Annotated in this window: 22 protein-coding genes and 1 tRNA gene; 8 read left to right on the top strand and 15 right to left on the bottom strand. The window is 73.1% G+C overall.

Annotation, left to right across the window (positions count from 1 at the left end):
- Nucleotides 1-130 precede the first annotated feature (130 nt).
- The 3 genes from ABZS66_RS04335 to ABZS66_RS04325 all read left to right on the top strand — a co-directional run bounded on the left by ABZS66_RS04335 (nt 131) and on the right by ABZS66_RS04325 (nt 2,849).
- Complete coding sequence (locus ABZS66_RS04335; RefSeq protein ID WP_238006091.1) at nt 131-622, top strand: DUF3145 domain-containing protein; 492 nt, start codon at nt 131-133, stop codon at nt 620-622.
- A gap of 38 nt (nt 623-660) precedes the next feature.
- Nucleotides 661-2,364, top strand: coding sequence for a glycoside hydrolase family 3 N-terminal domain-containing protein (locus ABZS66_RS04330; RefSeq protein WP_354755008.1), 1,704 nt, complete (start codon nt 661-663; stop codon nt 2,362-2,364).
- A gap of 71 nt (nt 2,365-2,435) precedes the next feature.
- Nucleotides 2,436-2,849, top strand: coding sequence for a DUF3592 domain-containing protein (locus tag ABZS66_RS04325; RefSeq protein ID WP_354755006.1), 414 nt, complete (start codon nt 2,436-2,438; stop codon nt 2,847-2,849).
- A gap of 4 nt (nt 2,850-2,853) precedes the next feature.
- Here the strand turns inward: ABZS66_RS04325 and ABZS66_RS04320 are convergent, their stop codons facing one another.
- The 7 genes from ABZS66_RS04320 to ABZS66_RS04290 form a co-directional block, all read right to left on the bottom strand.
- Nucleotides 2,854-4,173: a carboxyl transferase domain-containing protein gene (locus ABZS66_RS04320; protein ID WP_354755004.1), complete on the bottom strand. Its 1,320-nt coding sequence runs from the start codon at nt 4,171-4,173 to the stop codon at nt 2,854-2,856.
- Between the two features lie 9 nt (nt 4,174-4,182).
- Entirely contained in the window at nt 4,183-5,400 is a 1,218-nt protein-coding gene (gene fabF / locus ABZS66_RS04315) for a beta-ketoacyl-ACP synthase II (RefSeq protein WP_354755002.1), read from the bottom strand.
- A gap of 82 nt (nt 5,401-5,482) precedes the next feature.
- Nucleotides 5,483-5,728: an acyl carrier protein gene (locus ABZS66_RS04310; RefSeq protein WP_033362432.1), complete on the bottom strand. Its 246-nt coding sequence runs from the start codon at nt 5,726-5,728 to the stop codon at nt 5,483-5,485.
- A 53-nt stretch (nt 5,729-5,781) separates the two neighbouring features.
- Nucleotides 5,782-6,738, bottom strand: coding sequence for a beta-ketoacyl-ACP synthase III (locus tag ABZS66_RS04305; RefSeq protein ID WP_354754999.1), 957 nt, complete (start codon nt 6,736-6,738; stop codon nt 5,782-5,784).
- Nucleotides 6,735-7,895, bottom strand: coding sequence for an ACP S-malonyltransferase (locus ABZS66_RS04300; RefSeq protein ID WP_354754997.1), 1,161 nt, complete (start codon nt 7,893-7,895; stop codon nt 6,735-6,737). The genes ABZS66_RS04305 and ABZS66_RS04300 overlap by 4 nt, the downstream gene beginning before the upstream one ends.
- A 135-nt stretch (nt 7,896-8,030) precedes the next feature.
- Entirely contained in the window at nt 8,031-9,221 is a 1,191-nt protein-coding gene (locus tag ABZS66_RS04295; protein ID WP_354754995.1) for a helix-turn-helix domain-containing protein, read from the bottom strand.
- A gap of 32 nt (nt 9,222-9,253) precedes the next feature.
- Nucleotides 9,254-10,267 carry a glycoside hydrolase family 5 protein gene (locus ABZS66_RS04290; protein WP_354755155.1) on the bottom strand — a complete coding sequence of 338 codons (1,014 nt, stop codon included), beginning with the start codon at nt 10,265-10,267 and terminating at the stop codon, nt 9,254-9,256.
- A 148-nt stretch (nt 10,268-10,415) separates the two neighbouring features.
- On the opposite strand from ABZS66_RS04290, the gene ABZS66_RS04285 reads away from it, so the two are divergent.
- The gene (locus ABZS66_RS04285; RefSeq protein WP_354754993.1) at nt 10,416-12,620 is read left to right on the top strand and encodes a UvrD-helicase domain-containing protein; all 2,205 of its coding nucleotides are present in this window, start codon (nt 10,416-10,418) and stop codon (nt 12,618-12,620) included.
- Here the strand turns inward: ABZS66_RS04285 and ABZS66_RS04280 are convergent.
- Both ABZS66_RS04280 and ABZS66_RS04275 read right to left on the bottom strand, forming a co-directional pair.
- Nucleotides 12,617-13,024, bottom strand: coding sequence for an SAP domain-containing protein (locus ABZS66_RS04280; RefSeq protein WP_354754991.1), 408 nt, complete (start codon nt 13,022-13,024; stop codon nt 12,617-12,619). The genes ABZS66_RS04285 and ABZS66_RS04280 overlap by 4 nt on opposite strands.
- 12 nt (nt 13,025-13,036) lie before the next feature.
- Nucleotides 13,037-13,936: a ParA family protein gene (locus ABZS66_RS04275; RefSeq protein ID WP_354754989.1), complete on the bottom strand. Its 900-nt coding sequence runs from the start codon at nt 13,934-13,936 to the stop codon at nt 13,037-13,039.
- A gap of 95 nt (nt 13,937-14,031) precedes the next feature.
- Between ABZS66_RS04275 and ABZS66_RS04270 the strand changes: the two genes are divergently transcribed.
- Nucleotides 14,032-14,964: a sulfotransferase gene (locus ABZS66_RS04270; protein ID WP_354754987.1), complete on the top strand. Its 933-nt coding sequence runs from the start codon at nt 14,032-14,034 to the stop codon at nt 14,962-14,964.
- A gap of 12 nt (nt 14,965-14,976) precedes the next feature.
- Nucleotides 14,977-15,864 carry a hypothetical protein gene (locus ABZS66_RS04265; RefSeq protein WP_354754985.1) on the top strand — a complete coding sequence of 296 codons (888 nt, stop codon included), beginning with the start codon at nt 14,977-14,979 and terminating at the stop codon, nt 15,862-15,864.
- Here ABZS66_RS04265 and ABZS66_RS04260 read toward each other — a convergent pair.
- From ABZS66_RS04260 to ABZS66_RS04250, 3 genes are all read right to left on the bottom strand, one after another.
- Nucleotides 15,861-16,163: a hypothetical protein gene (locus ABZS66_RS04260; RefSeq protein WP_354754983.1), complete on the bottom strand. Its 303-nt coding sequence runs from the start codon at nt 16,161-16,163 to the stop codon at nt 15,861-15,863. The two genes, ABZS66_RS04265 and ABZS66_RS04260, sit on opposite strands and share 4 nt — an antisense overlap.
- Complete coding sequence (locus ABZS66_RS04255; protein ID WP_354754981.1) at nt 16,156-17,655, bottom strand: hypothetical protein; 1,500 nt, start codon at nt 17,653-17,655, stop codon at nt 16,156-16,158. The genes ABZS66_RS04260 and ABZS66_RS04255 overlap by 8 nt, the downstream gene beginning before the upstream one ends.
- Nucleotides 17,656-17,678: 23 nt before the next feature.
- Nucleotides 17,679-17,751 (bottom strand) — tRNA-OTHER (locus tag ABZS66_RS04250).
- 44 nt (nt 17,752-17,795) lie between these two features.
- Here ABZS66_RS04250 and ABZS66_RS04245 point away from each other — a divergent pair.
- Nucleotides 17,796-18,542 (top strand): VOC family protein, encoded by a 747-nt coding sequence (locus tag ABZS66_RS04245; RefSeq protein WP_354754979.1) that lies wholly within the window; start codon nt 17,796-17,798, stop codon nt 18,540-18,542.
- A gap of 28 nt (nt 18,543-18,570) precedes the next feature.
- Here the strand turns inward: ABZS66_RS04245 and ABZS66_RS04240 are convergent, their stop codons facing one another.
- Nucleotides 18,571-19,899: a TIGR04013 family B12-binding domain/radical SAM domain-containing protein gene (locus ABZS66_RS04240; RefSeq protein WP_354754977.1), complete on the bottom strand. Its 1,329-nt coding sequence runs from the start codon at nt 19,897-19,899 to the stop codon at nt 18,571-18,573.
- 92 nt (nt 19,900-19,991) lie between these two features.
- Nucleotides 19,992-20,993 (bottom strand): rhomboid-like protein, encoded by a 1,002-nt coding sequence (locus ABZS66_RS04235; protein WP_354754975.1) that lies wholly within the window; start codon nt 20,991-20,993, stop codon nt 19,992-19,994.
- 256 nt (nt 20,994-21,249) lie between these two features.
- Here ABZS66_RS04235 and ABZS66_RS04230 point away from each other — a divergent pair, with 256 nt between their 5' ends.
- Nucleotides 21,250-21,894: a hypothetical protein gene (locus ABZS66_RS04230; RefSeq protein WP_354754973.1), complete on the top strand. Its 645-nt coding sequence runs from the start codon at nt 21,250-21,252 to the stop codon at nt 21,892-21,894.
- Here the strand turns inward: ABZS66_RS04230 and ABZS66_RS04225 are convergent.
- Nucleotides 21,875-23,161, bottom strand: coding sequence for a cellulase family glycosylhydrolase (locus ABZS66_RS04225; RefSeq protein WP_354754971.1), 1,287 nt, complete (start codon nt 23,159-23,161; stop codon nt 21,875-21,877). The genes ABZS66_RS04230 and ABZS66_RS04225 overlap by 20 nt on opposite strands.
- Nucleotides 23,162-23,258 lie beyond the last annotated feature (97 nt).

Below are 23,258 nucleotides of genomic sequence, written 5' to 3'. Positions count from 1 at the left end.
TTCGGCGTTCTCTAGCGCACCGCCAGCAACATCGTCATCATTGGTCCCAACAGCTAGGTCGCTGCCCGGGCTTGACCCATCGGACACGAGGTCGTAGGGGAAGACGCACCTCGTCTCCGGGAGGTCATTCGTGCCCACGCGTGGCGTCATATATGTTCACTCGACTCCGCTCGCCGTGTCCTCACACGTCGAGTGGGCGATCGCTCGCGTCCTCGGCGCGCCCGTTCGTCTCGAGTGGTCGGTGCAGCCTGTCGAGCCCACGGCCCGGCGGGCGCAGTGCTCGTGGACCGGAGCCACCGGAACCGGCGCCGAACTGGCGGCCGCCCTCCGGCAGTGGCCCATGATCCGGTTCGAGGTCACCGAGGAGCCCAGCCCCGGCGTCGACGGGGAGCGGTTCATGCACGTGCCCGGCCGCGGGCTGTTCCGCGGCTCGACGAGCGCCAACGGCGACATCGTGCTGTCCGAAGACCGACTCCGCAGCCTCGTCGCGAGCGGGCGCGGGTACGAGACGCTCGCCCACGCGCTGGAGAAGGCCCTGGGTGGGCCGTGGGACGCGGAGCTCGAGCCCTACCGCCACGCCGGCGACGGCGTACCGCTGACCCTCCTCACCCGGGTCGGGTGAGTTCCTGCAAGTTGCTCTTGCGTGATTGAGTTGCTCGTGTGCCGAACCGTCGCCGCCCTGCCCTGATCGCCTCCACGGCGCTCGCCGTGCTGCTCAGCGGGTGCTCCGGCGGGGCGGCCGAGCCGCCCCGGCCGTCCGGCGGCCCGACCCGCTCCGCCGTGCAGCCCGGCGGCGACCCGGCCAGGCAGGGCGCCGAGCTCGCCGCCCGGCTCAGCGACGAGGAGCTCATCGGCCAGGTGCTGATGCCGTATGCGTACGGCAACGACGCCGACAAGGTGTCGTCCGGCTCGGCGTCGGCCAACAAGCAGTACGCCGGGGCGGCGACGCCGGCCGAGATCGTGAAGAAGTACCGGCTCGGCGGCATCATCCTGGTGTCCAGCAGCGCCGACGACCCCACGGCCGGCACCAACCGCACGACGAACGTCGAGTCGCCGGCCCAGGTCGCCAAGCTCACCGGCGGCCTGCAGGCGGCGGCGCTCGGCCTGCCGGCCGCGGTGCCGCTGCTGATCGGCACCGACCAGGAGTACGGCCAGGTCACCCGGATCAAGGAGGGCATGGTCCAGCTGCCCAGCGTGATGGCCCTCGGCGCCGGCGGCGACCCGGCGGTGACCGAGGCGGCCTGGAAGGCGGCCGGCGCCGAGCTGGCCGCGCTCGGGGTCAACGTCGACTTCGCCCCCGACGCCGACGTCCTCGGCACCCAGCCCGGCGGGGTCATCGGCTCCCGCTCGTTCGGCAGCGACCCGCAGCTGGTCGCCGCCCAGGTCGCGGCCGCGGTGCGCGGTCTGCAGGCGGCCGGGGTCGCGGCCACCGTGAAGCACTTCCCGGGCCACGGCCACACGACGGTCGACAGTCACAGCAGCCTGCCCGTGCTCAACCAGGACCGGTCCGCGCTGGAGAGCGGCGACCTGCCGCCGTTCATCGCGGCCGCCGAGGCCGGCGTGGGCCTGGTCATGTCCGGCCACCTCGACGTGAAGGCCGTCGACCCCGGGGTGCCGGCCTCCTTCTCCAGCAAGGTGCTCATCGACCTGCTGCGGACGAAGCTGGGGTACAGCGGGGTCGTGGTCACCGACGCACTCAACATGGAGCCGGCCGAGCAGTGGCCGGCGGGTGAGGCGGCGGTACGGGCGATCCTGGCCGGCAACGACCTGCTGCTCATGCCGCCGAACCTGACGGCGGTGCACAAGGGCCTGACCGACGCGCTGCGCTCGGGCCGGCTGCCGAAGTCGCGCCTGGTCGAGGCGGCCACGCGCATCCTGACGCTGAAGTTCCGCCTGGCCGCGGTCGCGCGGCCGGGGATGGACGTCGTCGACGGCGCTGCCGGCAAGGCAGCGGCCCGCGCCGCCGCGGCCGCCGGCGTGACGCTCCTGCGCGGCCCGTGCGACGGCCCCCTCGTCACCGGCCCGATCCGGATCACCAGCGCGGGCAGCGACACGGCCCGCGGCTGGCTGGAGGAGGCGCTGAAGGCGGCCGGGGCGGAGGTGGTCGCGACCGGCGGATCGGAGGTCCGGCTGCTCGGCTACGGCAAGGGCAGCTCCGACCTGTCCCCGTCGGCGGCGGTGACGGTCGCGCTCGACACCCCGTATGTCCTGCGCTCGGCCAAGGGCCACCTGGTCGCCACCTACTCGGGCTCGCGCGCCTCGATGCAGGCCCTGGCCGACGTGCTGCTCGGCAAGGCGCGGGCGAAGGGCAGCTCCCCGGTCCCGGTCCAGGGCCTGCCGGCCCGGGTTGGTTGCCCGGGTTAGCCCGGATTTCCGACAGTTGCCCGGTCGATTGATGGACGGGCGTTTTGCCGGATGATCTCCATCATGTGACGATGTGGAGCCTTCTCTCGATCATCCCGGTGATCGTCGGTATAAGCGTGACGTTCAATGTGATCAAGGCCATGCGGAAGGGCCGTGAGTTCAAGTCCCGGGCGGTCCGCGTCATGGGCATGGTCGTCGACCTGAAGTGGTCGTACGTGGGGTCGAACCAGGTCGCCATGCCCGTCTTCAATTACCACACCCGCGAGGGACATCCGATGCAGGCGACGGAGACGGTCGGCACGAACCCGCCCCGGTTCCGGCCGGGCCGGCCGGTGGTGGTGCTGTACGACCCGCACGAGCCGTACAAGGCGCACCTGGAGGGCCTTCAGGGCGCGGCGACCCTGCTCCAGGGCGTCGCCCTGGTGCTGGGCCCGCTGTTCGCGCTCGGCGGCCTGCTGAGCCTGGCGGCCACGCTGCTCGGCTGACCCGTCAGAGGGGGATGTTGCTGTGGGCGCCCCGGGCCGGCGGGGCGCCCGCCAGCGCCGCGGCCAGGCGGCGGCGGGTCCGGGCCGGCTCCAGCACCTCGTCGATGACGCCGATCTCCAGGGCCCGGTGCAGGCCGCCCGCGGCCTCCGCCTGCTCCTTGACCAGCCGGGCGTGCAGCTCGTCGCGCTCGGCGGCGGGCGCCTCGGCCAGCCGGCGGCGGTGCAGGACGTTCACCGCGCCGCTCGCGCCCGTGACCGCCACCTCGGCGTCCGGCCAGGCGAAGACCGCCGTCGCGCCGAGCGAGCGGGAGTTCATCGCCAGGTACGCGCCGCCGTAGGCGCGGCGGGTCACGAGCGTCACCCTCGGTACCACCGCCTCGGCAAAGGCATGCAGCAGCTTGGCGCACCGGGGCACCACCCCGTCCCACTCCTCGCCGAGGCCCGGCAGGTGACCCGGGGCATCCACCAGTACCACGAGCGGCAGGCCCAGCGCGTCGCAGGTGCGCACGAAGCGGGCCGCCTTCTCGGCGGCCAGGGCGTCCAGGGAGCCGCCCAGGCGCTGCGGGTTGTTGGCGACGACGCCGATCGTGCGGCCGCCGAGCCGGCCCAGGGCCGTGACGACGTTCGTCGCCCACCGGGCGTGCAGCTCCACGCCCGGCGCGTCGAGGACCGCGTCGACGAGGGGGCGGACGTCGTACGGGGTGGCGGGGGAGGGCGGCAGCAGCGCGGCCAGGTCGTCCCGGTCGGCCACGTCGTCGAGGCTGATCCGGCTCGGCCGGCCCAGCAGCGCGGTCACCGTGCGGGCCGCGGCGAGCGCGCCGGCCTCGTCCGGCGCGGTCAGGTGGGCCAGATCGGAGCGGCCCGAGCCGCCGGCCACGTCCGGCCCGGTCGCGAAGATGCGGCCCGCCTCGCTCATGACCACGACGTCGGTCAGGGAGGGGGCGTAGGCCGCGCCGCCGGCCGCCGGGCCGAGCACCACCGAGACCTGGGGCACCCGGCCGGAGGCGCGGACCGTCGCGGCGAAGACCTGGCCGACCGCGTCGAGGGCCGCCATGCCCTCGGCCAGGCGGGCGCCGGCCGAGTGCCACAGGCCCAGGACCGGCCGGCGCTCGCGGACCGCCGCGTCGATCGCGTCGACGATGTGCCGGCAGCCCTCGTCGCCGAGGGCGCCGGCCAGGCGCGTGGGATCGGTGGCGTACGCGATGACGGGCACGCCACCGACCGAGCCGCGGCCGCCGAGCACGCCCGAGTCGTCGTGCGGGTGGAGCAGCTGCAGGCTGCCCCGGTCCAGCAGAGCGTCCAGGCGGCCTTCCACGGCGACCACGCGGACCTCCTAGGCGCGGGCGAACACCAGGGCCGCGTTGTGGCCGCCGAAGCCGAACGAGTTGTTCAGGGCCGCCGGGATGTCGAGGTGGCGGGCCTTGTGGGCGGCGACCTCGAGGTCGAGCTCGTCGTCCGGCTCGTCGAGGTTGATGGTGGGCGGCACCACGCCGTGGTAGATCGCCAGGATCGTCGCGATCGACTCCACCGCGCCGGCCGCGCCGAGCAGGTGGCCGGTCATCGACTTGGTCGAGGTGAGGATCGGGTGGTCGCCGAGCGCGCGGTGCAGGGCCTTGATCTCGGCCAGGTCGCCGACCGGGGTCGACGTCGCGTGGGCGTTGACGTGCACGACGTCGGACTTGGCGATGCCCGCGTCGCGGAGCGCGAAGTCGATCGCGCGGACCGCGCCGGCGCCCTCCGGGTGCGGCTGGACGATGTCGTAGCCGTCGGAGGTGAGGCCGGCCCCGGCGAGCCGGGCGTAGATGCGGGCGCCGCGGGCGCGGGCGTGGTCGGCCCGCTCCAGGACGATGATGCCGGCGCCCTCGCCGAGGACGAAGCCGTCGCGGCCCTTGTCCCACGGGCGGGAGGCGGCCTCGGGGTCGTCGTTGCGGATCGACATGGCGCGCATCGAGGCGAAGCCGGCGATCGGCAGCGGGTGGATCACGGCCTCGGTACCGCCGGCGACGACCACGTCGGCCCGGCCCAGCCGGATCAGGTCGAGCGCGTGCGCGATGGCCTCGGCGCCGGTGGCGCAGGCACTCGCGACGCAGTGCACGCCGGCCTGCGCGCCCAGCTCCAGGCCGACCCAGGCGGCGGGCCCGTTGGGCATGAGCATCGGCACGGTGTGCGGCGACACCTTGCGGGGGCCGCTGGCCTCCAGGATGTCGTCCTGGTTGAGCAGGGTCTGCGCGCCGCCGATGCCGGTGCCGACACTGACCGCGAGCCGCTCCTTCTCGACCTCGGGCGCCCCAGCATCGGCCCACGCCTCGCGCGCGGCGATGATCGCGGTCATCTCCGAGCGGTCCAGGCGGCGGGCCTGGACGCGGTCGATCTTCTCGGTCGGCTCGACGGCGAGCTGGGCGGCGATCCGGACGGTGAGCTGGGCGGCCCAGTCCTGGGTCAGCGCCGAGACACCGGACTTGCCGGCCAGCATCGCGTCCCAGGTGGACGCGGCGTCTCCGCCGAGCGGGGTGGTTGCCCCGATGCCGGTGACGACGACCTCAACACTCACTGCTCAACATCTCCTCTTGCGGTCCGGTCCTGGACAAAGCGCGGGGTGACCGATCCTTGCCCAAGACCGGGACGACGAAGACTCAGGCCTGCGACTTCACGATGTACGACACGGCGTCGCCGACCGTCTTCAGGTTCGGCACCTCGTCATCCGGGATCTTCACGCCGAACTTCTCCTCGGCCGCCACCACGACCTCGACCATCGACAGCGAGTCGACGTCCAGGTCGTCGGTGAACGACTTGTCCTCGGCGACGTCGTCCGGGTTGACTCCGGCGACTTCCTCGAGGATCTCGGCGAGACCTCCGGCGATCTCTTCACGGGTGGACATAGAGCTTTCCTTCCTTGGGTTGACGCGCTGGTGGAACAAAGATGAACGAAACGCTACGGGCAGCGGATGACTTGCCCCGCGTAGGTGAGGCCGCCGCCGAAGCCGAACAGCAGGACCGGGGCGCCGGAGGGCACCTCGTGCCGCTCGATCGCCTTCGACAGCGCCAGCGGGATGCTCGCCGCCGACGTGTTGCCCGACTCGACCAGGTCCTTGATGATGATCGCGTTGGGCAGGTCGAGGCGCTTCACGATGCCGTCGATGATCCGCGTGTTGGCCTGGTGGGCGACGAACGCGGCGATGTCCTTGCCCTGCACGCCGGCCCGGTCGAGGGCGGCCTGGGCGTACGGCGCGAGGGCGGTGGTCGCCCAGCGGAAGACCGCCTGGCCCTCCTGCTTGATGTACGGCCGCCAGCCCTCGATCTTCAGCACGTCGCCCTTCTCGGGCGCGGAGCCCCAGACCACCGGGCCGATGCCGGGCTGCTCACCCTCGGCGGCCGCGGTGACCACGGCCGCCCCGGCGCCGTCGCCGAAGAGCACGGCGGTGGTGCGGTCGGTCCAGTCGGTCACGTCCGACAGCTTCTCCGCACCGATCACCAGCGCGTTGCGGGCCGCGCCGGCCCGGATCGCGTGGTCGGCGCTGGCCAGGCCGTAGCAGAAGCCGGAGCAGGCGGTGTTCAGGTCGTACGCAGCCGGCGCGTTGATGCCCAGCTTCGCCGCGACCCGGGTCGCGACGTTGGGGCAGCGGTCGATCGAGCTGCAGGTGGCCACGATCACCGTGTCGATGTCGGCCGCGGTCAGCCCGGACGCGGCGAGCGCCTTGCCGCCGGCCGCGATCGCCATGTCGGCGACCGTCTCACTGCCGGCGACCCGGCGCTGGGCGATGCCCACCCGGTCGCGGATCCACTCGTCGTTGGTGTCGATCACCTTGGACAGGTCGTCGTTGGTGACCACCTGCGACGGCTGGTAGTGCCCGAAGGCGATGATCTTCGAGCCGGCGGCTGGGGGGTTCACAGGAGGCCTCCAATGCGGGCGAGCGGCTGGCCGGGTGCGACCGGCGCGTCGAGGTTCGCGAGCCACTCGGTGAGCACGCCGGCGCCGTGCGCCGCGACGTCGACCGGGCCCTGTCGGGTCTGGATCGCGCCGATCGACTGGCCGGCGCGCACGTCGGTGCCCGCGGCCAGGCCCTCGGCCGGGGTGAAGGTGCCGGCCGAGCGGGCCACCACCACCCGGACCTCGGGCAGCGACCGGGGCGCGGGTGCGCCGCCGTGCCGGGCGATCGCGGCGCGGGCGGCCGGCAGGTCGTCGGGCGTGTTGACCTGGACGATCTCGATGCCCTTGATGGTCCGCTTGACCAGGCCGGCGAGCGTGCCGGCCGGGGCGAGCTCGATGACCGCGGTGACGCCGAGGCCGGCCAGGGTGTCCATGCACAGGTCCCAGCGCACCGGCGCGGTGACCTGGCGGACCAGGCGCAGCAGCATGGTGGGGCCGTGCTCGACGGCGGTGCCGTCGCGGTTGGACAGCAGGACCCGGGCGGCCGGCGCCGGGGTGATCCCGGCCGCGACCATGGCCAGGGCCTCCTCGGCCGGCGCCATGTACGGCGTGTGGAACGCCCCGGCGACCTTCAGCGGGATGATCCGGGCGCGGGCCGGCGGCGCGGCGGCGAACTTCTCCAGGCCGGCGGCGGCCCCGGCGGCGACCACCTGGCCGGCGCCGTTGCGGTTGGCCGGGTACAGCCCGGCGGCCTCGATCGCGGCGAGCACCTCGTCGGGGTCGCCGCCCAGCACCGCGGCCATGCCGGTCGGCTCCAGCGCGCACGCGGCGGCCATCTCCCGCCCGCGCACGCCGGCCAGGGTGACCGCGGCCTCCGGCGAGAGCACCCCGGCGAGGGTCGAGGCGGCGAGCTCGCCGACGCTGTGACCGGCGACGACCGCGGCGTCGCCGGTCGGCAGGTGCTCGGCGGCCAGCAGCGCCGCCGCCACCAGCAGCGGCTGGGTCTTGGCCGTGTCCTTGATCTCATCCTCGTCGGCGGCGGTGCCCAGGTGCACCAGATCGACCCCGGACAGGGCCGACCACCAGCGCAGACGCGCCTCGGCGCCGGGCAGCGCGAGCCACGGGGTCAGGAAGCCCGGCTTCTGTGAACCTTGGCCAGGGGCGAGTACGGCGAGCACGTCTACGACTGTTCCGGATTCTTGAGAGTCACGTGGGTAGCGTGACGCACCAAAGTGGACCACCTCGTTTGTAGAGAACCTACAAAAGATAGCGTGGCGTTGCGCCAACAGATCCATTTGTTCACCGACTGTGCGCTACGGCGCAGCTGGAGAACCCGACGGCGCGAACGGGTCCAGTCTGCCGATCGTGAGCGCGATCCGCAGAGCGAACGCGTCACGTGGTACCAGCGGAGTGAAACCGGTCACCTCGCCGATCCTCCGCAGGCGGTACCGCACCGTGTTCGGATGCACGAAGAGCCCGCGGGCCGCGCTCTCCAGCACGCCGCCCCCGGCGAAGAAGGCGTCGAGCGTCTCCAGCAGCTCGCCACCGGCCCGGACCAGCGCGCCGTAGACCTCCTGGCGCAGGATCCGGCGGGCCTCGGCGTCCCCGGCCAGGGCCCGCTCGGGCAGCAGGTCGGCCGCCGCGACCGGCCGGGGCGCGGCCGGCCAGGCCGGCGCCGCCCGGAAGCCGGCCAGCGCGGCCCGGGCCGACTCGGTGGCCTCGTCGAGGGACGGGACCGCCGGCCCGACCACCACGGGCCCCTCGCCGAAGCCGACGAGCAGCCGCTCGGTCGCCGCCATCGGGTCGGCGGCGCCGCCGAGCACCACGACGAGCCGGTCGCCGTGCACGCCACCGAGGATCTCCACGCCGATGCGGCGGGCCGCGCGGTACACCGTGTGCAGCACGGCCGCGGCCTCCCCGCCCGGCGAGCGGCCCACCGCGACCGCCACCGGGGGCGCGTCGGCCCAGCCCAGGGCGGCCGCCCGGCTGGCCAGCACGTCGGAGGAGTCGCCGCGCAGCAGGGCGTCGACGAGCAGCGCCTGGAGGCGGGCGTCCCAGGCGCCGCGGGTCTCGGCCGCCCGGGCGTAGACGCGGGCGGCGCCGAACGCGACCTCGCGGCTGTAGTGGAGCACCGCCTCCTTGATCGCCGCCTCCTCGCCGGCCGCCGCCAGGTGCGGCAGCTGCTCCTCGACGACCTCGATGGTGATCCGGATCAGCTGGACGGTCTGGCCCAGGTTGATCGAGCGGGCCAGCGCGCGGGGGGCGGCGTCGAAGAACTCGTCGCCGATGTCCGGCGGGAGCGGGTCACCCTTCTCGCGGCTGCGCACCCACTCGACCAGCGACCGGACGCCGGCCTGGGCGACGAGCATCACCCAGGCCCGCTGGTCGGCGGGCAGCTCGCGGAACCAGGGCAGCGTCTCGTCCATCCGCGCCACGCTGGCGGTCGACAGCGCACCCGCCGCGCGCTCGATCGAGCGGACGCTCGCCTCCAGGGAGTTGCCCACCCCGACAGCTTTTCACGCGGTACCGCCACACCTCACCGGCGGGCGGCGAGCCAGAACCCGCCGTAGACCCGGGCCTCACGCCCGGTCGCCCGCAGGCCGTCCGGCCCCTCGATCAGCCGGCGCCCCCACACCGTCTCGCGTCCCGGCTTGAAGCTCGACACGACGTCGAGGTAGTGGTACTCGGGGCTGTTGCCGCTCCACGACCAGCCCAGGTAGCCGAGGCTGTTCGCCTCGCAGTAGGCCATGATCGCGTCCTCGTCCGGGTCGCCGTACTGGTGGATCTGGGAGAACTCGCCGACCACGATCGGCAGCCGCTGCTGGACGAAGCGGTCGAGGTAGGCGGCGACCTTGTCCGCCGTGTCGAACGGGCCGTACATGTGCACGTCGAAGACGACGTTGTGCTCGGGGTCGCTGGCGAACACGTCGGCGGCGTGGTCGTACATCACGTGGAAGGAGTCGTTGCCCCAGTTCGGGGCGTCGACCATGATCGAGTGCAGCAGGCCGGCCGCCCGCAGCCGGTGGATCGCGTCCTTGGTCGCCCCGACCCAGTTGGCGTCGACCGCGTGCCCGGACGGCTCGTTGGCGATGTTGATGATGACGTACGACTCCTGCCGCAGCAGCACCTTGCGCAGGGTGAGCCAGTAGTCGACCGCCTCGCTGATCGTCGCCGCGCCCGGCTCGGTGCCGTAGCCCATCGTGTCGTGGACGTCGAGGACGCAGATGAGCCGGGCCGCCTTGCACCGGGTGATGACCGAGGCCACCTCACCCGGGGGCGTCGGGTCCCACTTGTGCCCGCTCGACAGCGACACCCGTACCGCGTTTGCCCCCGTCGCCTTGATGTCGTCGAAGACCGACGCCGGGCCCTTGCCGAACGCGTACCCGTGGTTCACCCCGCGCAGGACGAGCGGGTCGCCGCTCGCCTCGACGAGCCGGCCGCCGACGGCCTTGATGCCGGTCGCCCCGTAGGCGGGGGAGGGGGAGATGTACGCCGCCCCCAACAACGACAGCAGCAGGGCGGGAAAACCCATCCTGACCGCGAGACGCATGACCACGGGTCGCGCGCTACCCGTCCGACCGAGGGCTACCCGTTCCGGGGAGGTGAACCACCCTTCTGATGGGATCGACCGGCGTTCGAGCCCAAGGTAACGTGAGCGACACGGACCGTGGGTGAAAGATCGCGGGAGGCGGACCGGCTTGGAGTCCAAGGCAGCGGAGCTCGCCGCCGAGCAAAACCACTTCGACCTGGCCCACAAGCATCGCGAGCGGATGCGCGCCGAGCTGGGTGAGGCCCCCGACGCGGCGGCCAACTCGGGCGCCGGGCGGCGGCTGGCGCTGTTCCGGCGCGGCCGCAAGGACGGCATGGCCCAGCCCGACCACGAGGTCGCGTTCGGCCGGATCGACCAGGAGTCCGACGAGACGTTCTACGTCGGCCGGGAGACGATCTTCGACGACCAGCGCCAGGTGCTGGTGGTCAACTGGCAGACGCCGGTCGGCACGCTGTACTACGAGGCCAGCGCCGAGGACCCGCGCGGACTGACCCGCAAGCGCACCTTCCGCTGTGAGGGACACGTCGTCGTCGACTTCGAGGACGTGCTCTTCCAGCAGGTCGCCCAGGCCGTCGCCCAGCTCGAGGAGCTGCCCGACACGGCCCTGCTGGGCGAGCTCGACCGCGACCGCACCGGCTCGATGCGCGACATCGTCGCGACCATCCAGGCGGCCCAGTCGCGGCTCATCCGCGCCCCGCTCGACCAGATCCTGGTGATCGAGGGCGGCCCCGGCACCGGCAAGACCGCCGTCGCGCTGCACCGCGTGTCGTGGCTGCTGTTCAACCACCGCGACCGCCTCCGCCCGCAGGACGTGCTGGTCGTCGGCCCTCACCCGGCCTTCACCCGGTATATCCGCTCGGTCCTGCCCAGCCTCGGCGACACCGACGTCGAGCAGCTCGACATCGACCAGCTCGGCCCGCCGGTCCAGCGCGGCCGGTCCGAGGCCGCGCAGACCCGCCGGATCAAGGGTGAGGCCCGCATGGCCCGGCTGCTGGCCCGGGCCCTGGAGGCGCGCATCGGCACGCCCGAGCCGGCCGAGCGGATGCTCTTCGACGGCCGGTTCATCACGCTGTCCGGCGTCGAGGTGGCGGCGGCCGTCGCCGACGCGCGGGAGGCCACCGGCGCCTACGCGCAGCGCCGCCAGCGCCTGCGGGCCCGCCTCGCCGACCTGGTCCGCGAGCGCGGCGGGCCGCCCGACCCGGAGCGTCTCGGCCCGGTCGAGAACCTGCTGGAGCGCCTGTGGCCACTGCAGAGCGCCCCGGCCTTCCTGCGCGCGCTGTACGGCTCGACCGCGCGCCTCACGGCCGCCGGCGGCGACGAGTTCTCCGCGGACGAGGTCACCCGGCTGCACCGCCGGGGCGCCGACCGCCTGTCCGAGGAGGTGTGGAGCGCCGCCGACATCCCGCTGCTCGACGAGCTGGAGGAGCTGCTCAACGGCAACTCCCGGCGGTACCGCCACATTGTGGTCGACGAGGCTCAGGACCTCTCGCCGATGCAGCTGCGCTCGGTGTCCCGCCGCTCGTCGACGGGCTCCCTGACGATCGTCGGCGACCTCGCCCAGTCGACCGGGGCGTGGGCCCGCGACCACTGGGAGGAGGTGACCGACCACCTGCCGCAAACGCTCCCGATCGTCGTCCTGGGGCTGCGGTACGGCTACCGCGTCCCGCGCCAGGTCTACGAGCTCGCCGCCGAGCTGCTGCCGATCGCCGCCCCCAACGTCCAGCAGACCCGCGTGGTCCGCGACGGTCCGGCCGCCCCCGGCACCTACGTGGTCGAGCGCGGCGAACGCGCCGGCCGCGTGGCCCAGCTGGCCCGCGACCACCTGGGCGCCGGCCGCTTCGTCGGCATCGTCTGCCCGGCCGCCTCCCGCGCCGACATCGAGCACGCGCTGCACGCGAACAACCTGCCGTGGGCCCGCGCCGACCAGGGCGAGCTGGAGCGCTCGCTCAACCTGGTGTCCCCGCAGGAGGCCAAGGGCCTGGAGTTCGACGCGGTGATCGTGGTCGAGCCGGAGGAGATCGTCGCCGAGGACCCGCGCGGCCACCGCCTCCTCTTCGTGGCGCTGACCCGGACGATCCGGTACCTCGACATCGTCTGCGCCGGCGACGTCCTGCCGCTGGAGCCGGCCCCGGACGTCACCGGCCGCATCCCGCGCCAGCGCGCGGTGATCGAGCCGGACCCGGACCCGACGGTCGAGCTGAGCTCGCTCGACCGCCTGGCCGAGGACCTGGCCGCGCTGGTGACGGGCGGCGCCCCGGCCGCAATGTGGGACGAGGTCCTGCTCCGCACGGCGGCGATCCTGGACGAACGCTCAGGCCGCTCCCGCCCGAACGGCCGCCACCACCGTCCCTAACCCCGCGCGGTCATCCGCGTGATCGCGTCGGCGTCGGCCTGCCGCCCGACGGCCCACTCGACGAGCGTGTCGAGCAGCTTGGCCTTGACGCCCGTGGCGGTGACGCCGAACGCCTTCGCGAGGTCCTTCAGCTGCGGGGCGGTCAGCTTCAGGTCGACCTCGAGGTAGCGGCGCGCGTCGGCCCGGTTGCCGAGCTGGCGCAGGGTCGTCTCGATCTCGTCGACCGGCCGGGGGAGCGGCTTGCCCGCGGCGGCGGTTGTCTTCGCGGGCCGGCCGCCCTTGGGCACCAGCTCGAGCTTGGCCGCGCCGCTGGCGAGGTCCTGCAGCTGGTCGGCCGGCAGCGTCTTCACGAACGCGGCGACGCGGAGCAGCACCTCGTGGGCGAGGTCGGCCGGGTCGGTCATCGGGGCGCTCCTTCAGATCCTGGTCCGTGCGAGGAACTCGCTGGTCAGCTGCTGCAGTTCGTATCGTAGGTTCTCGATCGTGGAGTTGCCGGGAGGGGCCAGCACCACGGGCAGGCTGTGGGTGCCGGCGTCGGAGATCGAGGTCTTGCTGTCACGGATGCTCTGCCGGAAGACCGGGATCTCGATCTTCGTCGTGGTCTCGACCGACGTGCGCTGCGCCGCCAGCCACTGCCCGTTCGGCGTCCACTGCACCATCGTGTAGATGACGCCGACCAGCTCCGGGTTGATCTGGTGCGGCGCGATCGAGTTGTACTCCTCGACCAGGCCGCTGAGCCGGGCCCGCAGGTAGTCGATGCCCAGCGTGGACAGGTAGTCGGGACGGGCCGGGACGACCACGTGGTCGCTGGCGACGATCGCCGTGCGGGTCACCATGTTGAAGTTGGGCGCGCAGTCGATGAGCACCGTGTCGTAGCCGGCGAACTCCTGGTCCAGCAGCGCGTCGGCGAGCGCCCGGTGCACGGGCAGGTATCTCGGGTGCTGCCTGAGGAACCGCGCCCCGCCGAGCATCGCCGAGAGGTCCAGGTCCACCTCGATCAGGCCGAGGTGGGCCGGCAGCAGGTGGACCTCGCCGCCGCGTGGCTGGACCACCGCGTTGATCTCCCGCGGGGTCAGCACGAACCGGTGCAGCGGCTGCGCCCGGTGGTTGATGAAGCCCTGGAACCACTGCAGGATCGTCAGCTCCTCCTCGGTGAAGTCCTGCGGGCGGTAGAAGGAGAACGTCAGGCTGGCCTGGGGGTCGAGGTCGATGAGCAGGACCTTGCGGCCGCGGGCGGCCAGCTCGGCGCCGATGTTCGCGGTCAGGGTGGTCTTGCCGACGCCGCCCTTGTAGTTGATCACCGACACGACGCTCATGGCTTGCAGCATGCCATCGGCCCGCACCGTTTGTCGTCGGGCCGTCACCCGGTTAGGGTGAATTCCTATTATGCCGGTAGGCAAGGAGGTCAACTGTGGCGTTGCCGGACTTCCTGGTGGCCGGGGTGCCGAAGGCGGGCACCTCGGCGCTGCACGCGGCGCTGGTGCGCCATCCCCAGCTGTACCTCCCGGAGATCAAGGAGCCCAAGTTCTTCCTCACCGACGGGCCGCCGCCGCGGCAGGGCGGCCCGGGTGACCGGCAGACCTACCAGGAGCACGTCTGGCGGCGGGCGGACTACGAGGCGCTGTTCGACCCGGCCCCGCCGGGCGCGCTCACGGGCGAGGCGACGCCGTTCTACCTGCACGACCTGGCGTCCCACGAGCGGATCCACCGGCTGGTCCCGGACGTGAAGCTGATCATCGTCCTGCGCGACCCGGTCGACCGGGCGCACTCGAACTGGTCGCACCTGTGGGGCGCGGGCCTGGAGTCCGAGGCCGACTTCCTCGCCGCCGTCGAGCTGGAGCCGGCGCGCAAGCGGCGCGGCTGGGCCGCCTTCTGGCACTACACGGAGCTGGGCCACTACGGCAGCCAGCTGCGGCACCTGTTGCGGTACTTCCCCCGGTCGCACGTGTTGCTGCTGCGGTACCGCGACCTCCGCGACGATCCGGCGGACACCGTCGACCGGGTGTGCGCGTTCCTCGGCGTGGCGACCGGGCAGGTGGGCGAGATCCCGCCGGAGAACGTGCGGCGGTACGTCGCCGACACGCCGCCGAACGCCGCGCTGCGGTTCCTGCTGCGCAACGGTGGCAGGATCGGGCATCGGTTCCCGGTGCCGGTGCGGCGGGCGTTCAGCGGCCCCCTCCTGGCCCTGCTGCACCGCGAGCACGGCCGCCGCCCCCGGGTCACGCCGGAGCAGCGGGCCGCGCTGCTGCCCCGGTTCGCCGCGGAGATCGAGCTGCTGATGGAGGTCTCCGGCGAGGACTACGCCGACTGGCTGAGCCTGGACCACGCGAGCAACTACCGGTAGGGAGTCTGGTCAGTGTCACGTTTCCCGCTGCCCCGCTGGACCGGCGCCACGGTCGCCGTCGAGCCGCCGTCGACCGGGCCGGGCACCTGGGCCGGCGCGCCGAGCGCACTCCGGCACGGCGACGACGTCTTCCTGGCGTACCGGCTGCGCCGCCCGATCGGCGAGGGACGCGGTTACGCCAACGTGGTGGCCAGGTCCGGCGACGGGGTCGGGTTCACCACGGTCGCCGAGGTCGGCAAGGAGCGCTTCGGCGGCGCCTCGCTGGAGCGCCCGGCGCTGGTGGTGACGCCGGAGGGCCGCTGGCGGCTGTACGTGAGCGTGGCCACGCCGGGCACGAAACACTGGCGCGTCGATGTCCTGGAGGCCGACGAGCCGTCGAAGCTCACCGATGCCCCTTCGATCACGGTCCTGCCCGGCGACGGCGACTGGGGCGTGAAGGACCCGGTCCTGCACTTCGACGGCCGCGGCTGGCACCTGTGGGCGTCGGTCCACCCGCTGGAGTCGGACGAGCACGCCGACCGCATGTCGACGTGGTACGCGACGAGCCCGGACGGCCTGGACTGGACCTGGCGCGGCGTGGCCCTGGCCGGCCGCGCGGGGGAGTGGGACGCGCGGGGCGTCCGGCTGAGCGCGGTGCTGCCGGTCCCGGGCGGCCTGCTGGCGTCGTACGACGGCCGGGCGACGGCGGAGGAGAACTGGGAGGAGCGCACGGGCACGGCGGTGGCGTCGCTGCAGCCGGACGGCTCGTTCGGCCCGTTCGTCCCGGCCGCGTCCCCGCCGTGCCAGTCCCCGTTCGCCCCGCACGGCCTGCGCTACGTGTCGGTGGCGGGCGACCGCATCTACTACGAGGCGACCCGCGCCGACGGCGCCCACGAGCTGCGCACGGAGCCGCTGCCCTAGGGCTTGCGCGGCACGGACCCGCCGGAGAGCTCCCGGATCCGGGCGATGAGGGCGAGGATGAAGGGGTCCCGCTCGAACCGCCCGAACCCGCCCCCGAAGCGGTTGGCCCGCGCCTCGAAGAAGAGACAGGCCCGCAGCGTGTCGACATCGTCGCCGATCGTTGCGGACCGGTTCCACTCGTCGCGGGCGGTGGGCGCCGGGTGGACCTCGTGCAGGGCATAGCCGTCGTAGGTGTGCGCGAAGGCGGAGATCTCGTCGATCCCGGCCCCGGGCTCCGGCACCCGCACCAGCTCATCCATCAGCGGCTGGCCAGTCCTGCGGGTCGGTCAGCGCGAGGCGGGGAAAGGCGCCCGCGTCGTGCAGGGCCCGGACCAGGGCGGCCGGCGGCGAGTGGACCAGGACCTCGCACATCGGGGTCCAGCCGGATCGGCTGCGGGCGTTCACGTCGAGTCCCTCGGCGAGCAGCCGCGGCAGCAGATCGGCGTGCTCGAACTGGTGGATCCGGTGCAGCAGGGTCCGGCCCCTTCCGTCGCGCACCTGCGGGTCCAGGCCCGCGTCGAGGAGGGCGAGCACCACCCGGCTGCCGCCGTGCTCCATCCACCGCCACAGATCACGCCGGTAGGCGTGCAGCTGCTTCGGCAGGGTCCCTTCGCCGTCATGCCATGCGCGCTCGGCCTTGAAGCAGCCGCCGATCGTGCCGCCGAAGGCCCGGAGCGTCAGCTCGCGCCGCCGTTCGTCCTCCGTGTGGTGGTGGAGCAGCTCGAAGCGGCCGCCCCGGAGGCCGATCCAGTGCCATTGCGCGCCGCAGCGGACCCGGACGCGCTCCGCCGCGGCGAAGCCGGCGGGAAGGACGGCGGCGGGCCGGGCCTCGGCGCGCTGCGCGGCGGGGAACAGCGCGTCGCGGACGAGCGGGTGCAGGTCCGTGACGTCGATCCGGCCGTGCCGGACCAGCTCCAGGTCGACCGGGGGGCGCAGCAGCGCCGGATGCAGGCAGAGCTCCGCCTGGATCGATCCCGGCTGGGCCGGCACCTCCGCGTGCCTGGTGACGTGGAGCTGGTCACCGGCCGCCTCGAGCCGCAGGTGCGGCGCGGGCCTCCGGGACCGGTGCCAGGAGGCGCCGGCGTGCAGCCGCCACGACCGGCGGCCGAACTGGGCGGCGACGCGCCGCAGCTCGCGGGCCGCGAGCAGCGGATCCGCGAGGCTCAGCAGGTCGGTCCTCGACCACCACTGGTCGGCCGCCGCCTCGTCGACCACCCATCCGGCCGACGACCAGGCCTCGACCGCCCCGGCTGCCGGTGCGGGCCGGGACGGGAACCCGCGCGCCACCGCCCGCAACTCGCCGGCCCGGCGGGCGTCCCACAGGTGTGGCGGCAGCGGGACGACCAGCCCCGGCGCCAGGTCGCCGGCCCGCACGGCGTGCAGGGTGAGCCGCTGCGAGCCGGACGTGTGCGCCGGGGACACGACCTCGACGACCACGGTGTCCGGGTTGACCGGTCCGTCGGGAGCCAGCACGTACCGTCTGCCGGCGGCGAGCGTCGCCGTCCCGCTCAGTGACCGCGGCAGGTGCCAGCGGAGCAGGTCGGGCGCGAACCCGGCGAGCAGCTCCGCGGCCGGCTCGGCCCCGTCTACGGAGTCGCCGACGGTGACCCGGGCCGCCTCGCACGCGGCCCGCCAGTCGCCGCGCTCGCGTGCTGCAGCGCACTCGGCGATCATCCACTCGGGCACCGCGAACCGCCGGATCAGCCGCCACTCGTCCAGCGCGGCAAACGGCCCGCCCACCACCGTGTCCACGCTCCCCGGTCGTCCCAAGGCGGCGAAGCCGACCGGATTCGAACCGGCGTCCTCCTGCCAGCTGTCAAGGCGCGTCGACCTCTGCGCTACGACTCCGCCGGGCCGGATCATATGGCAAGCCGCCGCATAGGATCGCCGGCGTGGCGCTGCGACCTGTTCAGGTGAACATCAAGGCTCTCGATCACTCGGTGGTCGGCCGGTTCTGGGCGCAGGCGCTCGGCTGGAACGTGTTCAGCGGGGAATCCGGCGTGACCACGTACCTCTGGCCGGTCGGCGACTTCGTCTGGCCGGACCCGGTCGCCGTCGGCATCGACGTCGTCACCGTCCCGGAACTCAAGACGGCGACCAAGAACCGGATGCACATCGATCTCGCCACCACCTCCGCGGCCCACCAGGCGGAGTTGGTCGCGCGCCTCCGGGCGTTCGGTGCGACCCCCGCCGACGTAGGCCAGGGCGAAGTGCCGTGGACGGTGCTGGCCGACCCGGAGGGCAACGAGTTCTGCGTGCTGGAGCCCCGGGAGAGCTACCGGGACACCGGACCGATCGCCCGGATGGTGGTCGACTGTGCGGATCCGCCGGCCATGGCCCGGTTCTGGGGTGCGGCGATGGACTGGACCCTGCACGAGGTGACCGACGACCGTGCGGTGCTGCGCTCCGCCAAGGCTGTCGGCCCGTACCTCGAGTTCCTCCGCACGCCCGGCGCGAAGACCGCGCCGGACCGCGTCCATCTCGACCTGCTGCCGTACCCCGGCGACGACAAGGCGGCGGAGGTGGCCCGGCTGTGGGCCCTCGGCGCCACCGACCTCGACCTCGGCCAGGGCGACGTCCCGTGGACGTGCCTGACCGACCCGGAGGGCCACGAGTTCTGCGTCCTCGCCCTGCCCTGACGGGTTCGCTTTGTGTGCTAGGGGTTCGTCACAGTTCCTCAGCCGGTTCCGCCGAGGGACGCAGCGGCAGCAAGGTCCTGCTTCGCCCGGGTCGCGGGTGTGCCCCCGCGGCGGCCGCGAGCCGCGCCGCGTGCTCACGTTGCCGCTGCCAGTGGCCGTACAGCGCACCCTGTTGGGATAGGCGGTCGACGGCCTGGATCGTCTCCGGGGCGACGTCACCGGCCGGGGCGTCCCGCCAGGGGGTGCCCGGCAGCGGCATGAAGGTGTGGGCGTGGATGCGGGCGCCGAGGTCGGCGAGTTCGCGGGCGAGGTTGAGTGAGGCGTCGACGTCTGCTTGGTCTTCGCCGGGCATGCCGAAGATCATGTCGACGTTGATGCGGAAGCCTTCTTCGACGCCGAGGCGGGCGGCGCGTTTGACTTCTTCGACGCCGTGGCCGCGTTTGGCGGCGTCGAGGACGCGGTCGGAGCCGGATTGGGCGCCGACGATGATGTTGTTGTTGGCGCAGTACTTCTTGACCAGTCGCAGTGCGTCGCGGGTGACGTGTTCGGGGCGGATCTCGCTGGGGAACGAGCCGAAGAAGACCCGCCCGTCCGGGCCGATGCCTTCCTTGCACGTGGCGAGGAGCTCCTCGACAGCGTCGAGGTTCGGCGACTCGTCCTGGCTGCCGTAGGACAGCGCGGTCGGGGTGATGAACCGGACGTCCCGCAGCCCACGGGCCGCCATCTCGTCCACGTGCCATCGCACGTTCTCCACGCTGCGGTGCCGGAAGCGGGCCGAGAACATGAACGGGGTCTGGCAGAAGCGACACGAGAACGCGCAGCCGCGGGTGATCTCCAGGGCGTTGAACCGGTGCCAGCGCAGCGAGAAGCCGCGGAACGTGTCCAGCGGCAGGCGCTCCGGGCGCCCCGTCTTGACCACCTTCCCAGCGGCGTCGCGGTACGCCAGGCCGGTCACGCCGATCGGGTCGCCGCCCGCGTCGACCAGCCTGAGCAGCGTCGTCTCGCCCTCGCCGATCGCCGCGACATCCCAGCCGGCATCGAGCGTCTGCACCGGCTCCGCCGTGGCGTGCACACCACCCGCGACGTGCAGCGCACCAGGAGCCGCCGCCTTGATCGTCGCCAACTCAGCCGCAAGGGCCTCGGCGTCCGGGGAGTAGAACGACCACAGCACCAGCACCCGCTTCGCGCGGTCCAGCCCCGCCTCGATCGCGGCCATCGTCGCCGACGCGGTCTCGGCGAAGACCACCTCGTACGAGGTGGTGGTCTCGTGCTCTTCGAGCGCGCCGAGCAACACGTGGAAGCCGTACGTCACAGCCTTGCGGTAACGCAGCACCAAGACGAGGTCGAGGGAGCTCACCACCACATCCTGCCAGGGCGGCAGCCAGGTCAAGCCGATCGGTCGGTGACGGGATGCGTACGAAGGTCAGCCGCCACCTGGCGGTATGGCGTTCAACTGGGCACCGGGGTGCCGCCGGCCCGGGTGAGCGCGCGGGTCAGTGTCGGCTTGCCGGCCGGGTCGGCCAGCAGCAGGAGCGCGCCCCGCCCGGTCGGCAGGGCGCGCACGGTCCTCTCTACAGCGGCGTCGTTGAGGCCGGCGTCGTGCCAGTGTGCCGCTGCCGCGCTGGTGACCGCGCCGATGGCCAGGCCGATCAGCGGGATGCCGACGAAGGTGCCCAGCACCACCCCCCAGGCGCCGCCGGCGACGGCGCCGTCGATTGCGCTCATGTCCCGGGTTTCCCGCACGTGTATCCGGGCCGCCCGGTCGGAGCAGGCGGCGACGGCGTCGTCGAGGCGTGCCTGGCGATGCCCGTGCAGGCGCAGCGCCGTGCCCAGTGCCGCCCGGGCCTGCGTCACGTCGGCGAACGAGTAGGCCACGGCCTGGTCCCGGCGCAGGCGGCACCCGGCCAGCGGCCGCCGCCGGATCTGCCAGCCGGCGACAAAGCCCAGGAGGACGGCCAGCAGGTGCCCGATGTCGGTGAAGGTGCCTCCGTTCAGCAGCGGTACGACCACGACCAGGACCGCCAGCGGCACCAGGTAGCGTCGTGCACGCACGGGCAGGGTGAGCGCAAGCGCGCCGCCGACAGCGTGCGAGCCGTAGCTCGTGCCCACGTCGCTGGCCATGGTGACCGCGCCGCCCAGCCAGTTGTCGCGGACGCCCACCAGCAGCAGCCCGTACACGAGGCAGCTGGCCACGGCGTTGGACAGGAAGAACACCACGAGCAGTCGCCGCCACCCCCACAGCACCTCGGCCAGCGACAGGAGCAGCAGCAGCGGGATCATCGCAGCCACGCCGACCCGCTCGTCGAGCACGAAGGCGCTGGTGACCAGCGTCCAGATCCGGTGGTGCTGCAGGTTGTCGACGTTGGTGGAGTTGGCCAGGACGATCTGGCTCCGGGTTTCCGCGCTGACGGCGTGGTTGAGCACGACGTTGATGACGATGACGATCAGCACGTATAGCGGGGCGATCCTGGTTCGCGCAAGGAAGCGCAGGCAGGTCTTTGTCCTGGCAGTCCAGCCCGCCGCGGCGCGAAGAGCGTCGGCGAGGTCGCCGCCAGGGAGGTAGGACGCCGGCGCGAGGCCAGGCAGATCCTTGTACAACCGTCGCCGGCTTCTCACGCCCATGAGATCCGACCTGCCCAAATGATCTTACTTTTGTAGTCTACCGCTCCACTCCTCGGGGTGGATCCGGCGTCCTAACCTCGGCGGCATGCGCTGGAAGGTCGCCGCGGGAGTCGGCGGTGCCGCGGTCGTGTTGCTGGCCGTCGGGGTGTACGCCGGGTCGAAGGTCGGGGAGCTGCGGGAACGCTACGGCGACGACGACCGGATCCTCATCCAGGAGTACCACGCCGTCGCCTGGACCGGGCTCGGGCTGCTCGTCGCCGGCTGGGCCGTGCAGCTGCTGCGGGGCGGGCGGCTGCCGAGCGAGGAATTCTGGCGGCTGCGGGCCGCGGACTGGTCCGGCTGGATGCTCGGGGTCGGGTTCGCCTTCCTGCTCGCGGTCGGCGGGGCCGGTGGGTACGACGTCGGGCGGGCCGCCGCCGATGCGCAGAACGCCACCGTGCACGGGACGCTCGTGGTCGAGCATTGTGCGGCGCTCGAGCACGGGTTCGAGTGCGAGGGGACCTTCCGGGCCGACGACGGGGCCTTCGAGGTCGCGCGGCTCAGCGGGTACTCGGACACCGAAGCGTCGACGCTGGAGGGGTTCGTCAGCGGGCCGCGGCCGCTCGCGCTGCACGACGGCCGGGACAGCGGGCTCGTCCCGGTCGTCGTGCTCACGGTCTTCTGGGTTGCCGCAGCGGTACCGCTGAGCATCGTCGCGGTCCGCAAGCTCCTCACGAGGCCGGCGGCGTGACGGCGTAGACCAGCGCCGAGCGCGGCGAGCGCTTGCCGAGCAGGTCCCGGGAGTAGACGGCGTAGGCGTACTCCGTCGAGCCCTTCAGGTTCCGGATCGTCGCCGACGTCGCCCCCGTCGTCAGCACGCGGGACTCGGTGGCGCCGCTCAGCGCGACCACCTGGTACGTCGTCCCGCCGACCGAGCCGGGGCGGCGCTGCCAGCGCAGCGTCACGCTGGCGTTCGTCACGTCGGACACGACCAGGCCCTGCGGCGCGCGGCTGCGGCGGTCGACGGCGGTACCGTTGCGGAACACCGTCGCCTCACGCGTGTCGGTGTCCAGACCGTTGGGCCCGCTGATGAAGCGCTGGCCCCAGGCGGTGCGGCTGGCCGGGTCGAAGTTGTGGACCAGGTCGAGATAGCTGTACTGCTTGTCGTTGCCGCTCCAGGACCAGCCGAAGTACCCCAGCTCGTGCGCCTCCGCGTAGGCCATGATCGCGTCCTCGTCGGGGTCGCCCCACTGGTGCTCGCCGGAGAACTCGCCGACCAGGATCGGCAGGCGGCGCTTCGTGAACGAGCTGAGGTAGCTGTTGACCTTCGCCGCGTTGTTGAACTGGCCGTACATGTGGATGTCGAACGCGGTGTTGGCGTCCGGGTCGGCCGCCACGACCTGCTCGGCCTGGTCGCGCATGACGAACGACTCGTCCTGGCCCCACCCGGGCGCGCCGACCATGAGCATGTGCCGGAGGCCGGCGGCGCGCAGCGTGCGGATGGCGTCCGACGTCTGCTGGGCCCACGGCATCGTCGCGCCGTTGCCGAACGGCTCGTTGGCGATGTTGATGATGACGTGGTCCTCGTGGCCGACGAGGACATCGCGCAGGCCCAGCCAGTACCGCACCGCCTGGGCCATCGTCGCGGCCTTCTTGTCCTGCCCGAAGCCGGTCGTGTCGTGCGCGTCGAAGATGCAGATCAGCCGGTTGACCTCGCAGAGCTTCACGAGGCTGGCGACCTCGGCGGGCTTGGCCTCCCGCCACTGGTGGCCCATGCCGAGCGGGAGGCGGGCCGCGTTGGCGCCGGCGGCCTTGATCCCGGCGAACGAGGCGCTCTTGTCGGGGTACCACATGACGTCGTGGTTCATCCCGCGCAGCACCAGGTCGGAGCCGTTGGCCTCGACGATCCGCCCGTCGCGCACGTGAATCCCCGGGCTGCGCTCCGCAGCCAGCACGGGCGCCGCGGGGGGCAAGCCCACCGCGGCCAGGACGATCGCGACCACCAGCACGCCTCTCACGGCCCGTCCGCCTACCCGGCGGAGGGCCGCCCTACCCGCGCGGCGGGGTGATCCGCGCCCAGCCCGCCCGCCGCGGCTAGGAGCGCCGCCGCGGAGA

This window comes from Dactylosporangium sp. NPDC005572 (assembly GCF_040605515.1).
In the GTDB taxonomy this organism is placed as follows: Bacteria; Actinomycetota; Actinomycetes; order Mycobacteriales; family Micromonosporaceae; genus Dactylosporangium.
The sequence above is the reverse complement of the archived record's forward strand: the minus strand, read 5'-3'. Positions and strand labels throughout refer to the sequence as shown.

Excerpts from the sequence above, each read along its gene's own strand:
- ABZS66_RS04325 (WP_354755006.1), top strand. The coding sequence starts at position 2,436 with ATGTGGAGCCTTCTCTCGATCATCCCGGTGATCGTCGGTATAAGCGTG.
- ABZS66_RS04310 (WP_033362432.1), bottom strand. The coding sequence starts at position 5,728 with ATGTCCACCCGTGAAGAGATCGCCGGAGGTCTCGCCGAGATCCTCGAG.
- ABZS66_RS04290 (WP_354755155.1), bottom strand. The coding sequence starts at position 10,267 with ATGCGTCTCGCGGTCAGGATGGGTTTTCCCGCCCTGCTGCTGTCGTTG.
- ABZS66_RS04280 (WP_354754991.1), bottom strand. The coding sequence starts at position 13,024 with ATGACCGACCCGGCCGACCTCGCCCACGAGGTGCTGCTCCGCGTCGCC.
- ABZS66_RS04275 (WP_354754989.1), bottom strand. The coding sequence starts at position 13,936 with ATGAGCGTCGTGTCGGTGATCAACTACAAGGGCGGCGTCGGCAAGACC.
- ABZS66_RS04260 (WP_354754983.1), bottom strand. The coding sequence starts at position 16,163 with ATGGATGAGCTGGTGCGGGTGCCGGAGCCCGGGGCCGGGATCGACGAG.
- ABZS66_RS04230 (WP_354754973.1), top strand. The coding sequence starts at position 21,250 with ATGCGCTGGAAGGTCGCCGCGGGAGTCGGCGGTGCCGCGGTCGTGTTG.